This window comes from Dongia soli, from assembly GCF_034044715.1.
Lineage (GTDB): Bacteria > Pseudomonadota > Alphaproteobacteria > Dongiales > Dongiaceae > Dongia_B > Dongia_B soli.
This window is the reverse complement of the sequence record NZ_JAXCLW010000001.1, coordinates 426,402-438,305: the sequence shown is the minus strand read 5'-3', so window position 1 is coordinate 438,305 and position 11,904 is coordinate 426,402. Positions and strand designations below refer to the sequence as shown.

Genomic DNA, 11,904 nt, shown 5'->3' with positions numbered 1-11,904 from the left:
CCGCCATTGCCGCTTAAAGAATTGAGGCTCGGTGATGTGGCTTTACGCCCTGCAACGCTTTGGTATGGCGCTTCTGGTCTGCGTGCTGTCGGTCACGGTACTGTTCTGCATCGCCTATGTGATTCCCGGTGACCCCACCGCGATCGCGCTCGGCCCACGCGCGACGCCGGAAATGCGCGAGGCCCTGCGGATCCGCATGGGACTGGGCCAGCCTATCTATATGCAGCTTTATCACTTCTTCAGCAGCCTGCTGCGCGGCGATCTCGGTGTCGATGTCTGGAGCAATCGCCCGGTCATCGATATCGTCAAGGAAACCCTGCCGAAGACCATGATCTTGGCAGTGACCGGGCTTGGTTGGGCGGCCCTGATCGGCATACCGCTCGGCTGTTATTCGGCGGTACGCCGGAACAAGCTGGATGACCGCATCATCGGCATTTTCTCCATCGCGATGATTTCGACGCCGTCCTTTCTCACGGCCATCTATGCCCTTCTGGTTTTTGCCGTCACCTTGAACTGGCTGCCGGCGATCGGTGCCGGCGAACCCGGGAATTTCGGCGATCAGGTCGTGCATCTCATCCTGCCGGCTTTCGCCATCGGCTTTGCCTGGGTCGGCTATCTCTCGCGGCTGGTGCGCGCCACCATGCTGGAAGTGCTCAACGAGACCCATATCCGTTTCTCCCGCGCCTTCGGCCTGCCGGAATGGAAGATCACGCTGAAATATGCGTTGAAGATCGCCGTCCTGCCGACCATCACCTTGCTCGGCATGGCCTATGGCGGGCTGCTCTCCAGCGCCGTCTTTGCGGAAATCATCTTCAACCGTCCCGGCGTCGGCCAATCGGCCCTGGCGGCGGTAAATACCCGGAACTATCCGGTCATGATGGGCCTCACGCTGTCGACGATCTTCATTTTCACCATGTGTACGCTGATCGCCGATCTGCTGGTCGCCGCGTTGGATCCGAAGATCCGAAAGGGATTGTGATCATGGCAGTGGAACAATCGCAATCCGCGCGCCCGCGGCTAAGCATGCGCATTCCGGAATTCTTCAAGGATCCGGTCACCGTCTTCGCTTGCTGTATCGTCTTTGCCTTCTTTTTCCTGGGCTTCTTCGGCGAATACCTGGCGCCTTATAAGATTACCATGCTCGATATGGCCCATCGTTTCGCCAGCCCCAGCGCGGCGCATTGGTTTGGCACCGACAATCTGGGCCGCGATACCTTCTCGCGCGTGCTCGCCGGCACCCGTGTGGCGCTGACGGTCTCCATCCTGGCCATCGGCGCTTCCGTCTCCTGCGGCATCGTGCTCGGCCTGCTCGCAGGCTACGGACCGCGCTGGCTCGACAATCTGCTGATGCTGCTGCTGGATAGCATCTATTCCTTCCCTTATATCATGCTGGCTTTGGCGGCGATCACGCTGTTCGGCTCGAGTCAGTTTATCGTTGTTCTGGTGGTGGCCATCACCACCATGCCGACCTATGCCCGCCTGATCCGCACGTCGACTTTATCGGTGCGCAATCACGAATACATCCTGGCGGCACGGTCGATGAATATCGGGCATCTGCAGATCGTGCTGCGCCATATCTTGCCGAATGTGATCGGGCCGGTCTTCATCCTGGTCAGCATGGATATTCCCGTGGTCATCACCGTCGAGGCGGCGCTGAGCTTCCTTGGCCTTGGTGTGCCGCCGCCGGCGCCGAGCTGGGGCCGAATGCTGAATGACGGCTATACCCTGATCCGCCAGACGCCCTGGCTGGTCATTGCCGGCGGTATCCCGCTGATGCTGACGACGCTCGGTTTTACCCTCCTCGGCGAGAAACTGCGCGATGTGTTGGATCCCAAATTGCAGGTGCGTCGGGCATGAGTGGCAAAATGGAGATGGCAAAAAACGCGCCGGTACTGGAGATTAGAAATCTTTCCGTCGGTTTCAACGGCGCGCGTGGTCAAGCCATTGCGGTGAACGATGTCAGCCTCACCGTGCCGGCCGGCAAGGTGGTCGGCATTGTGGGTGAAAGCGGCTCCGGCAAGACGACCCTGATCTCCGCCGCTTTGGGCCTGATCAGCCGGCAGACAGCGGAAATCACCGGCGAAGTGAAATTCGAGGGCCGCGACATCCTGAATATGAGCGAGCGGGAGCTGCGGGCCATTCGCGGGACCGATATCGCCATGATCTTCCAGGATCCGATGACGGCGCTCAATCCGTCGATGTCGATCGGCACGCTGATGACCGATATTCAGTATCGCGACCAGGGCGTCAGCATGGCGGAGAAGCGGCGCAAGGCGGTCGAGATGCTGCGCCGCGTCGGCATTCCCGATCCGGAATCGCGCCTGACGCAATATCCCCATGAATTCAGCGGCGGCATGCGCCAGCGCATCTGCATTGCCATGGCGCTGCTGGGGCAGCCGCGCCTGCTGATCGCCGACGAACCGACGACGGCGCTCGACGTCACCATGGAAGCGCAGATCATCCACCTTCTGCGCAAGCTGCAGCAGGATTTCCACACGTCCATCGTCTTCGTGTCGCATAACCTCGGCATCATTGCCGAGATCTGCGATTACGTCGCCGTGCTCTATTCCGGCTGCCTAGTGGAACAGGGCGAGGTTGATCACATCTTCCATAACCCGCAGCACCCCTATACCAAGGCGCTGCTGGCCTGCGATCCGGCCTTGCTGCCGGAACATGTGACGGATTTTCCCGCCATCCCGGGCGAAGTGCCGGGACCGTTCGACCGTCCGGCCGGCTGTATTTTCCAAGCCCGCTGCAATCTCGCGGCGGATATCTGCCGTCAGGTATCGCCGCCTTTGCGGCCGGTCGAAGCCGATCATGCTGCGGCCTGCCATATGGCGAAAGGGGTCTGACATGTTGGACGTCAAGGATCTCCGCGTCCGTTTCCGCACCATGGGCAGCCTGCGAGCTTTGGTGAAGGGAAAGAAGGATCCTTTCATCGATGCGGTGTTGAATGTCTCGCTGTCGATTGCGCCGGGAACGACCCTGGGCTTGGTCGGCGAAAGCGGCTCGGGCAAATCGACCTTGGGCCGTGCCATCATGGGGCTCACCAAGACGGCCAGTGGCACGGTCACCTTTGACGGCCGAACCCTGATCGCCCCCGGCCTCGATCGGTCGCAGGAAATCCGCGCCCATTCGGCGATGATGTTCCAGGATCCGATCTCCAGCCTCAGCCCGCGCCTCCGGGTGCGCTCGCTGATCGCCGAAGCGCTCAAGATCCGCAACTGGCCAGCCGGCAAGATCGACGCAGAGGTCGATCGTCTGCTCTCGACCGTGGGCCTGCCGGCGTCGTTGCGCAGCCGTTATCCGCACCAGCTCTCCGGCGGACAGGCGCGCCGTGTCGGTGTGGCACGGGCGCTGGCTTTGCAGCCGAAACTCATCATCGCGGACGAACCGACCGCCGGACTCGACGTTTCTGTGCAGGGCGAATTGCTGAACCTGCTGCATCGGGTGCAGCAAGACACAGGCTGCGCGCTGCTGTTCATCACCCATAATCTCTCTGTGGCGCAGCATTTCTGCGATCAGCTGGCAATCATGTATCTTGGCCGCATCGTTGAAATCGGTTCGGCTGCGGACGTGGCCCGCCACGCACAGCATCCCTACGCCCATGGTTTGTTCTCGGCGCAGCCTTATCCCGATCCCCGGCGGCGGCGCACCGATATCCAACTGACCGGCGAAGTGCCCAGCCTGGCGCAGCGCCCCGGCGGATGCGATTTCCACACCCGCTGTCCGAAGGCCCAGCCGCGCTGTGGCCGGGAAATCCCACTGCTGGGCCAGGCCGTGCCGGGTGCCGACGTGGCCTGCTTCTACCCCGAGACGACGGCCTGCCACGCTGCGCCGCAAGATGTTATCATGGCTGTGAACGACGAAGGGAGCAGCCGCGATGACCGAAGCAGGGGCGAAGTGGAAGCATGACGGCGTGCGGGTCATGCCCGGCAATGCGCTGGACGGCAATACGGCCCAGACGCCGGGGATGGATCGCAAGGCTGCGATCAACTATGCCCGTGTCGGCGCGCAGAAACTCTGGGCCGGTACCGTTACCATTCATGCCAATGCGAAAACCGGCGCGCATCATCATGGCGCGCTGGAAAGCGTGATCTATGTCGTGCGGGGCAAGGCCCGCATGCGCTGGGGCGAGAATCTGGAATTCACCGCCGAAGCGGGGCCCCGCGATTTCATCTACGTACCGCCTTATGTGCCGCACCAGGAAATCAATGCCAGCCGCGAAGAAGTGCTGGAATGTGTGCTCGTGCGCAGTGACGGGGAAGCGGTTGTGGTGAACCTGGATATCGAGCCGGTGGAAAAGCCCGAAGAGGTCTTGTGGATTGATCCGATCCACAAGGGATGAAGATGTCGGCAGGTGAGGCGGCGCGGCCGAAGCCGCGCCGCCGAGCTCTTACTTCTTGCTCTTCGCCGGGGCCGGCGACAGATGGGATTCGATCAGCCAAATCTGCTGGTCGATGCCGCGGGAAATCTCCGTGAACAGATCGGCCGTGTCGGCATCGCCGAAACCGGCACTGTCGTCGATCGCCTTGCGGGCAGATTTGCCGAATTCTGCCAGCGCGGTCGTCAAGGCATCGATATGCGCAGCGCTGTCGGCGATGCCCAGAGGATAGGGCTTCAGGAAGGATTTTTTGGCGGCAGTCTGGACACCGCCTTCGGCCGTACCGCCCAGCGCGCCGGTCCGTTCCGCAATCATGTCATAAAAGCCCACCAGCTCGCCGGCGACTCGATCGAACAGCTCATGGATGCCGATGAAATTCTCGCCACGTACGTTCCAATGCGCCTGCTTGGTCTGCTGATGCAGGTCGATGGCAGCCGCAAGATGCTCGTTCAGCAGGGCAACCGATTTTGCCCGGACATTTTCTGACAAGGTATTCTTCGTGCGATACATAGTGGCCTTCTCCATCTTATTAGCTCGGCAAGGGAAACCCGCGACCGGTCGGCAGGGGAGGGCGATATGTTCCCTGCTCGTCGGGCTGACGTCAATCCTTCGTCGTAATGCCCGCGCGATAATCTACTGGTGCGCGACGCCTCGTCACAGATCGAGCTTCAGCCGGGCGGTCTTTGCCCGCGAACAGCAGACGGTTATACAGTTATTGGCAGATCGCTCTTCATCCGTGAGGATTTGATCGCGATGATCCGGCTCACCTTCCAGGACATTGACGATGCAGGTGCCACAAATGCCTTCCTCGCAGGCGCTGGGAATAAAAATCCCATTATCCCGCAGGACGTTGAGCAGGCTTTCATCGGCTCCCACGTTCAGGACCTTGCCGGAGCTCGCAAGCTCGACCTCGAACGCCTGATCGGGACCGGCCTCGGCAGGACGCAATTCGGGCGACGCGCTGAAGGCTTCGAAATGCACTCGGTCGCTCGGCCAATGCGCCGTCGCGGCCTTGACCGCCGCCATCAACCCGCCCGGGCCGCAGCAGTAAATCCGGCCATTGGTGCGGATTTCGCGCAAGAGCGCGGCAAGGTCTAGCCCCTTTTGGGGATCGCCGCCGTCATGCACGAACTCGACCTTTCCGGCAAACTCCGACTGCGCCAGCAAGTCGCGATAGGCGGTCATCTCGGCAGTGCGGGTGCAATAATAAAGCCGATAGGGCCGTCCCGCCCGGTTCAAGGCGCGGGCCATGGACAGCAGGGGCGTGATCCCGATGCCGCCGGCAATGAGGATATAGGTCTCGGCATCCAGCTTGAGTTGGAAATTATTACGGGGTGCATCGATTTTCAGCAGGTCGCCCTCCTTGACCTGGTCATGCATGAAATTGGATCCGCCGCGGCTGTCGAGCGATTTCAGCACGCCCAGCTCGTAGCGGTTGCCCTCTTCCGGATCGTTGCACATCGAATAGTGACGGATCACCCCGTTTGGCAGATGGACGCCGATATGGGCCCCGGCCGTGAAGGCGGGCAATATCTGACCATCCTGGCTGACCAATTCGAAACCCTTGATGCCCCCGGCTTCCTGCCAGATACGGGCGACACGAACCTTTATAATATCCATATGCGTCTTATGGTTTTATGACTGACACTGAACTTCGATATAGGACCTTGTGGACTTCCCGTCGATGCGAAAGAGCGACGGATGGACCAATCTCCGACAAGTCGGCATAATCTGGCAGCAAAATCCTACGGACAACTTGGAGAGGGCGCAGATTCATGGGTCAGGAACTCCAGATCAAGCCGGTCACGCCGAATTTAGGTGCCGAGGTTAGCGGGATCGATCTTCGCAAGGCCGATGCGGCCGCCATCGCGACGATCAACCGCGCCTTTGCCGACCATTCCGTACTCTTCATCCGGGACCAGGACTTGACGCCGGACGACCTTTTAGAGGCCACGCGTCGTTTTGGCACCGTCCTCCGCGTGCCCTATGTCAACGGCATGGAAAGTCATCCAGACATCATCGCCGTCCTCAAGGAGGCCGACGAGCGCAAGATTTCCACCTTCGGCGGGACTTGGCACAGCGACTTTTCGTTTCTGCCCCAGCCGCCGGCCGCGACCCTGCTTTATGCCATCGAATTGCCGGAACTGGGCGGCGACACGATCTGGTCGAGCCAGTATCTCGCTTATGAGACCTTGTCCGAGGGGCTGCAGCGCTTGCTCGATCCGCTGCGGGCCATTCACACCGGTTGGCCGCATGGAACGACGGGGCCATCGCCCGATGTGCCGGTCAGCCGCTCGATCAAGATGGTGCGCAATGACCCCTCGGCGGACCGCGAGACGGCCCATCCGGTGGTGCGCCGCCATCCGGTGACGGGCCGCAAGGCGCTGTTCGTCAACCCGGTCTATACCCAGCGTTTCGAGAACATGACCGTCGCGGAATCGAAGCCGCTGCTCGATTATCTCTACCAGCACAGCATACGGGCGGATTTCACCTGCCGGCTGCGTTGGCGGCCCGGCACTTTGGCGATGTGGGATAATCGCTCCACCTTGCATCTGGCGGTAAACGATTATGATGGCCACCGCCGCTTGCTCTATCGGACGACCACGATGGGTGAAGTGCCGGTCGCTGCTGGTCAAAATACTGGATCGGCCGTCGCGGCATAGCCTGCACGGTCAGGTTGGCGAAGCGGCGGGACTCAGTCTGCGCCGCTTTTTTCCGGCCCAGACGCGGTCGGCAATCAGTTTCAGGCCCATCATTGCCGATCCGGCGGCCAGTACCCACCAGCTCGGCCGGATGTGATGGGCGAAGCTGAGATTGGCGAGCAGAATGCGCTTGCCGCCAAGCCCGGTCATGAACTGGTACCAGGCGCTCTCGCCGAAAGCCGTGAGCAGCCCTGCCCATACTGCCAGGCCCAGTAAATGCCAGAGGGAGAGTGCGCGATCTCCGTTCAGCCGGTAGGCGAGGCGGTACGACATCAGCCAGATGAAGAAGCCGCTCATCAAGACCGGCTCGGTGACGTTGACTTTCGACTGCAGAAAGAAATGCACCAGCGCCGGGACCGTGATTGGATAGACGAGATAGTGCAAACGCTGCCAAGTCCGACCGCCCAGGCGGCGTAGCGCGCTGTCGGTTGATGTCGCGGCCAGCGTGCAAAGGCCGAGCAGAGCTGCAAAGCCGATTGTCAGATAGATCCGCGAGGCAATCTCACTGGCCACGAAGACCAGCCGATAATGTTGTTGCACGATGTAAAGAAACAAATGTATGGCGGCATAGCTGAAAGCCGCGACGCCCAGCATACGGCGCACCTGGATCAAGCGCGGCCACTGGCCGATCCGCCGGAAGGGTGTCACCGCAAGTGACAGCAGCAGAAAGCGCACCGCCCATAAGCCGATCTGGTGGAGGGCTTCGGTGACAGGCATCGCTCCCAGCGGCAAAGCGCCGGCCGAGGCATTGATGGCTGGCAGGGCGGGTGCGGCAGCGACTGTGCTGGATGCGGCATCGTACCGCCCCAAGGCCCAAGCGACGCCGATCCACAATCCCGGCAGCAAAATACCGCCGAAAATAGACGCTTTGAACCCGGAAAACTGCCGATTGCGATCGTACCAGGGCAACATGCACAACGCCTCTGCGAACGGACGAGAAGCCGTCCTTCGTACCTCATTCGTGCCGACGTTCCACCAGGTTACGGCCAGGCGCTTTAAGCTCCTCGCGTCCTTGTCTGCAACAGCCGGCTCCACGCGCCGAGATCGACCAGCAGCTTGCCGATCAGCTCGCGCGCCGTCGCATCCCGCAATTTGCCGGCTTCGTCGAATTTCGTCGTCGCATGGGCGATCATCACCTCCGGCCTGTTGAGCGGATGCATATCGAGGAAGACACAGATCTGGCGCAGATGATATTGCGCGCGTGCGGTTCCCAACATGCTGGGGCTGGCACCCATAATGGCGACGCCTTTACCAGCGAAAGGCTGGCTCGGCAGGCGCGACACCCAGTCGATGGCGTTCTTCAGGACACCGGGAACTGAATAATTGTATTCGGGCGTGACGAGAAGCAGCGCATCGGCCGCCTGGACTTTGGCGCCCAGCGCCTCAACCGAGGCTGGAAAGCCCTTTGCCTGGATGTCTGCATTATAAAGCGGAATATCGCCGATCGTCGCCGTCTCGATGCGTATGTCGCTTGGCGCCAGCTCGATCGCGGCTTGTAAGGTCGCCTTGTTGAATGATTTATCGCGCAGGCTGCCACATATTCCAAGCACCTTGACGGTCGTGTCACTCATCTCTGCTCTCCTTTCATTCAATCATTCTTCTCAGGTGGTAGGATCACCACAGTTGCCGTCTGGCCGGCAACTAATTTTACGCCGTCGGGTACGTGATCGATTTCGATGCGCACGGGAACACGCTGGGCTAACCTGACCCAGTTGAACGTCGGATTGACATTGGCCAACAAATTGGGGCTCGTGGTGCGCTCTCGATCGACAATGCCGCTGGCGATGCCGGAGACATGGCCTTCCAAGGGCTGGTTGATTCCCATCAATCGGATCGACGCCCGGTCGCCGACCTGGATGCGCGGCAACTTGGTCTCCTCGAAATATCCGCTGATATAGTAGGTCGAGCTGTCTGTCAGTGCCATGACGGCCGTACCGGCATTGACGTAATCGCCCCGCCGCAGCAAGAGATTGGTGATATAACCATTGGCCGGTGCGTGAACTTCCGTGCGGACCAAATTCAATTTGGCGACATCCAATGCTGCCTCCGCTTCGCGCCTATTCGCCTCGGCAACCTCGAGAGCCGATTCATATTGCTCGCGCTGAGCAACGGAAATCGACACAGTGCTCAATTTGGATACGCGATTGAGATCGCGCTGGGCCTGGGCCAGCGATGCCTTGCGGCTTTCAAGGGTCGCCTGCGCCTGGTTCAAGGCCAATTGGTAGCGGTCGCGATCGATCACGAAAAGAACATCGCCGGCCCGCACGGTCTGATTGTCGGTGACCCTGACATCGGTGACGAGGCCCGAGACGTCCGGCGCGATCTGAATGATTTCCACCCGCACGCGGCTGTCGCGGGTCCAGGGCTCCCTCATGTAATAATCCCAGAGATACCAGCCGCAGGCAACGGCTATCAACAGGATGATCAACGTCGTCAGCAGCCGCAGCAGGAGAAGGAGGCGCATCTTTATCTCCGCGACATCAGGAAGGTGATCGCGGCGAAGAAGATGACGAAGGTCGCGGCATCGAACAGGTTGCGATGCCAGATCAAGCGATAGAATCCGACCCGCTCCAGCAGCCGGCCCAGCAGCGTATTGGCCAGCAATGCCAATATGGCCCAGGCGAGGAAAGGCGTGATGAAGACGCCGCCGATATCGATCTCCTTGGTCATGCTGCCATAACTTCCTGTTTTGTCGCTAAGTCCATTGCAGGCTGCCTGCAGAAGAAAGCAGAATGGCTTTCCAGCAACTGCCGAATACCGCCCAACGCCATGACCGCCTGCATTGCCGGCGGTGTCAAGCTATCGCGGGAGATGTCGTCGATGGCAAGTCCCAGGGCCTGGCGGCTGCTATCCAACTGTGCGGATTTGCCATAGCTTCCACGGAACAATTTGGCCAGTTCGGCGCGTGCCCGCCGGATCGATTGCTTGGCGCTCGGCGGCAGGTCCGGCTCGGCGGAATTCAGCAGAAACAGATTCAGGCCAAGGCGCAAAGCAGCAAGACCACCGCGAATGGACTCGATCTGTGCATTCTCGGGGCGACGGCGCGTGACCAAGGTGTTCAGCCGGTCGAACATTTGAGCTTCGAAGGTATTGAGATCGAGGTCGCTGTCGCCAATGGCCGCATGGGCCAAGTCGCGGCGGATCGCGGCGATCAGGCGGAGAAGAATCACATCGCTGCCGGCGGAGCGGAAGATGCGCAAAAGCAGGGCGCCAGCACCGGTGCCGATGATCGTGGCGATGGCGCCATTGAGGAAGTCGTCGAAGGCGAATGTATAGTTGTTCTGGATGGTGATCGACGTGGTAAAGCCGAGCACGACGGGCAGGGCGCCGGGCGCCAAACTGGGGACGGCCAGCATCGTGCCGATCGGCAAGTAAAACATCGCCATGCTGGCGATCAGCAATGGCAGGCCGGAAATCGCCGGCAGGATGCCGAGAACAAAGATGCCGGCGATCAGGATGCCGATGAGGGTCCCTTTCAGAAATTTCACGGCAAGATCGCCCGGATTGTCGGATGCGGCGAACAACGCGCACATCACACCCGCCTGGATGACGGCGCCAGAACCGCTTGGCCAGGCGCTGAAAACCCAGAAGGTATTGCATAGGAGAATTGCGACACAGGCCCCGGCACCGCCGAGCAGTGCCATCATGTGATCGCGATGCACGGCGAGAGGGACCGGCGGTGTCGGTGCGCGGCGATGCTCCGCCACCAATTGCCTCAGATGGCGGCAATCGTCCCAGAAGCGCAGCAGATCTTTCAGCCGTGCAATCACGGTTGCCAGAAGCAGGAGATGGTGATCCTGGGTTACCGCCCGATCGGCTGGCATCGCTCGCTCGATATCGGCTCGCAATCCTTCCCGCAATGCGACATCGTCATCGCCCGCTGCTTGCCTGACATAGGCGGCAGCCCGTTCAAACAGGGAGAGGTGTGGCGTGATCAATGCCGGTTGTTCCCGGCGCAGCAGGGCGAGACGGTCCTCGATCGAGACCAGCACAGCCATTAAGCCATGCATGCGGCGTTGCAATTCAAAGATCCAGGTTTGGGTGTTGCGTAAAGCCGGCGTGTCGAAAACCGCATGCTCCCGCAGTGTATTGAGGGCCAGCGAATCGCTGAGCAACCGATGCTGGTCGGCCAATGCCGCTTCCTCGGTGCTATGTTGCAGCAGGACGTTGACGATGGATCGTTTGGCATCCTCCAGCCAACTGTCGATTCGGCGTTGCAAAGCGGTACCGGCGCTTAAGGGGAAAAACAGCTGATTGGCGACGAGGCCGCAGAGGATGCCGATAATGATTTCCTCGCATCGGGCAACGGCGATATCGAAGATCGCATCGGGCGTATCGACGGCGGGAAAGCAGATAATTGCCGCGGTATAGCCAGCCAGCATGAAGCTATAGCTCCGCGCAGTGCGGTCAAGCAGCGAGAAGTACACGCAAAGACCGAGCCACAGGGCCAGGACGAGAGACAGCAAGGCTGATGCTGATGACAGGTTGCCGAGGGCAATGACGGCAAAGGCACCGCCGACGACCGTGCCGAGAACGCGGTAGAGCGCCTTCGATTGCGTCATCCCCGCAAAAGGCTGGGCGACGATATAGGCGGTGAGCAATGCCCAGGAGGGTTTTTCGAGATCGAGCAGGAAGGAGATCGACATTGCCAGCATCGCGCCAGCAAAACTCTTCAGGGAAAAGATGATTTCTCTGAAGCCGATCGGCATGCTTCCGGAGGCCTTCCTGGGATATGTCGGTCAGGAACGGTACCCTATCACGGGTTATGGCGATAACAAAAGCGATGGCCGAAACGATGGAAGTTCGTCCCGGCCATCA

General features: G+C 60.5%; 13 protein-coding genes. 6 read left to right on the top strand and 7 right to left on the bottom strand.

The features are described 5' to 3' along the window. The first annotated feature begins 34 nt into the window (after positions 1 to 34). Genes SMD27_RS01965 through SMD27_RS01945 form a run of 5 tightly spaced genes read left to right on the top strand, consistent with a single transcriptional unit; the run spans position 35 to position 4,348 of the window. Positions 35 to 979 (top strand): ABC transporter permease, encoded by a 945-nt coding sequence (locus SMD27_RS01965; RefSeq protein WP_320506658.1) that lies wholly within the window; start codon positions 35 to 37, stop codon positions 977 to 979. Positions 980 to 981: 2 nt separating this feature from the next. Then, the gene (locus SMD27_RS01960) at positions 982 to 1,857 is read left to right on the top strand and encodes an ABC transporter permease (RefSeq protein WP_320506657.1); all 876 of its coding nucleotides are present in this window, start codon (positions 982 to 984) and stop codon (positions 1,855 to 1,857) included. Beyond that, the gene (locus tag SMD27_RS01955) at positions 1,854 to 2,852 is read left to right on the top strand and encodes an ABC transporter ATP-binding protein (RefSeq protein WP_320506656.1); all 999 of its coding nucleotides are present in this window, start codon (positions 1,854 to 1,856) and stop codon (positions 2,850 to 2,852) included. Before SMD27_RS01960 ends, SMD27_RS01955 begins: the two co-directional genes overlap by 4 nt. Position 2,853: 1 nt before the next feature. After that, on the top strand, positions 2,854 to 3,915 hold the full coding sequence (locus tag SMD27_RS01950; protein ID WP_320506655.1) for an ABC transporter ATP-binding protein: 1,062 nt from the start codon (positions 2,854 to 2,856) through the stop codon (positions 3,913 to 3,915). Beyond that, positions 3,884 to 4,348: a cupin domain-containing protein gene (locus SMD27_RS01945; RefSeq protein ID WP_320506654.1), complete on the top strand. Its 465-nt coding sequence runs from the start codon at positions 3,884 to 3,886 to the stop codon at positions 4,346 to 4,348. The genes SMD27_RS01950 and SMD27_RS01945 overlap by 32 nt, the downstream gene beginning before the upstream one ends. A gap of 48 nt (positions 4,349 to 4,396) precedes the next feature. On the opposite strand, the gene dps is transcribed toward SMD27_RS01945, so the two are convergent. Then, positions 4,397 to 4,909 (bottom strand): DNA starvation/stationary phase protection protein Dps, encoded by a 513-nt coding sequence (gene dps / locus SMD27_RS01940; RefSeq protein ID WP_320506653.1) that lies wholly within the window; start codon positions 4,907 to 4,909, stop codon positions 4,397 to 4,399. A 129-nt stretch (positions 4,910 to 5,038) separates the two neighbouring features. Then, on the bottom strand, positions 5,039 to 6,004 hold the full coding sequence (locus SMD27_RS01935) for a PDR/VanB family oxidoreductase (RefSeq protein ID WP_320506652.1): 966 nt from the start codon (positions 6,002 to 6,004) through the stop codon (positions 5,039 to 5,041). A gap of 155 nt (positions 6,005 to 6,159) precedes the next feature. On the opposite strand from SMD27_RS01935, the gene SMD27_RS01930 reads away from it, so the two are divergent. After that, positions 6,160 to 7,047, top strand: a complete 888-nt coding sequence (locus SMD27_RS01930; protein WP_320506651.1) for a TauD/TfdA dioxygenase family protein — start codon at positions 6,160 to 6,162, stop codon at positions 7,045 to 7,047. Positions 7,048 to 7,056: 9 nt separating this feature from the next. Here SMD27_RS01930 and SMD27_RS01925 read toward each other — a convergent pair whose 3' ends face one another. From SMD27_RS01925 to SMD27_RS01905, 5 genes are all read right to left on the bottom strand, one after another. Continuing rightward, positions 7,057 to 7,998: a protein-methionine-sulfoxide reductase heme-binding subunit MsrQ gene (locus SMD27_RS01925; RefSeq protein ID WP_320506650.1), complete on the bottom strand. Its 942-nt coding sequence runs from the start codon at positions 7,996 to 7,998 to the stop codon at positions 7,057 to 7,059. A gap of 83 nt (positions 7,999 to 8,081) precedes the next feature. Beyond that, the gene (locus tag SMD27_RS01920; RefSeq protein WP_320506649.1) at positions 8,082 to 8,657 is read right to left on the bottom strand and encodes an NADPH-dependent FMN reductase; all 576 of its coding nucleotides are present in this window, start codon (positions 8,655 to 8,657) and stop codon (positions 8,082 to 8,084) included. Between the two features lie 17 nt (positions 8,658 to 8,674). Continuing rightward, positions 8,675 to 9,550 carry an HlyD family secretion protein gene (locus SMD27_RS01915; RefSeq protein WP_320506648.1) on the bottom strand — a complete coding sequence of 292 codons (876 nt, stop codon included), beginning with the start codon at positions 9,548 to 9,550 and terminating at the stop codon, positions 8,675 to 8,677. A 2-nt stretch (positions 9,551 to 9,552) separates the two neighbouring features. Continuing rightward, positions 9,553 to 9,756, bottom strand: a complete 204-nt coding sequence (locus SMD27_RS01910) for a DUF1656 domain-containing protein (protein WP_320506647.1) — start codon at positions 9,754 to 9,756, stop codon at positions 9,553 to 9,555. Beyond that, entirely contained in the window at positions 9,753 to 11,795 is a 2,043-nt protein-coding gene (locus SMD27_RS01905; protein WP_320506646.1) for an FUSC family protein, read from the bottom strand. Before SMD27_RS01905 ends, SMD27_RS01910 begins: the two co-directional genes overlap by 4 nt. Positions 11,796 to 11,904: the final 109 nt, after the last annotated feature.